Raw genomic sequence first — 1,264 nt, forward strand, 5'->3', positions numbered from 1 at the left:
TGGACTTGCAACGGTTCACTGGAGATTTTTTGTCAAGCGGCCATTGAGGATGTGTAAAAATAAGATTCTTGTTGACAGGGTGTGCGGTAACCCAATGCCGAATGTTTTCGTCGTTGATTATACCAACCCTCAATGTACTCGAATATAGCCAACCGAGCTGCAGCTCGTGTCGCAAAATGAGTGTGATTCACCAACTCACTTTTGAGCGTCTTAAAAAAACTCTCCGCCACAGCGTTGTCCCAACAATTGCCCTTGCGGCTCATGCTCTGTGCAACCGGTAGGCCCTTCAACTCATCTCCAAATTCGCAGCAAGCATACTGAATACCTCGGTCCGAATGGAAGACCAATTTGCCATCTATCACTCTGTTTTTGAAGGCCATCCGCCAAGCTGCTACACTGGTCTCTACCGCTTTCAAGCCTTCACTCATGGCCCAGCCAACCACTTTTCGATCTGCCAGATCCAAAACCACAGTCAGATATAGCCATCCCTCTTTGGTGGCAATGTAAGTGATATCAGAGACCCACTTTTGACCGGGCTTATCGGCCGTAAACTCCCTGTTTAATAGATTTTTAGGCACTGGATAATCATGATTTGAGTCGGTCGTCTGCACCCGATACTTTTTGTAAACAATGCTACAAATACCTGTTTTCCTCATGAGTCTGGCAATACGGTTGCGCGAGACCTTCACGCCCTGCTCACGAAGTGCGTCGGCAATCCGAGGACTACCGTAGCGACCTTGGCTCTGGGCATGCACACGCCGGATATGGCTCACCAACTGTTCTTGGTTTCGTTGGCGAGTGCCGACCGGATGCTTACGCCAGTAATAGTAACCACTACTACTCACCTTCAATACTTTGCACATCTTCTCAACGGGAAATAAATGAGCGTTTTCCTTTATAAATCGGAATATTTTCCGTCGTTCCTGGAGAAGATGCTGACTGCCTTCTTTAATATATCGCGTTCCATCTGAGCTTCTCTAAGCTCCCGTTGCAACCTTCTAATTTGTTGCTGCTCGTCAGAAAGTGTAGCATTAACAGGCTGGGTCTGATCGTTTTTCTGATGTCGTTGCCTCCATTTACGGATTCGGCCAGGATCAATCCCCAATTCACGGGCGGCATCTTGTATGGATCCTTTTGCATAAGATAACTCGACTGCCATTCCCTTGAACGCTTCGTCATAAACACGTCGTTTAACCATAGTCAAATTGGAGTTAGTCTCCCAAATCTGCCTAAAAAAAGTCTCCAGTCAAATGTAACAAGTCCA

General features: G+C 46.8%; 2 protein-coding genes. Both read right to left on the minus strand.

Annotated features, from left to right (window positions below; all coding sequences use genetic code 11):
* Nucleotides 1–32 precede the first annotated feature (32 nt).
* Nucleotides 33–953: an IS3 family transposase gene (locus tag EHT87_RS31140; RefSeq protein WP_124910713.1), complete on the minus strand. Its 921-nt coding sequence runs from the start codon at nucleotides 951–953 to the stop codon at nucleotides 33–35.
* On the minus strand, nucleotides 896–1,198 hold the full coding sequence (locus tag EHT87_RS31145) for a transposase (protein WP_185716400.1): 303 nt from the start codon (nucleotides 1,196–1,198) through the stop codon (nucleotides 896–898). The genes EHT87_RS31140 and EHT87_RS31145 overlap by 58 nt, the downstream gene beginning before the upstream one ends.
* Between the last annotated feature and the right edge of the window lie 66 nt (nucleotides 1,199–1,264).

It is taken from the genome of Larkinella knui (assembly GCF_003858645.1).
In the GTDB taxonomy this organism is placed as follows: Bacteria; Bacteroidota; Bacteroidia; order Cytophagales; family Spirosomataceae; genus Larkinella; species Larkinella knui.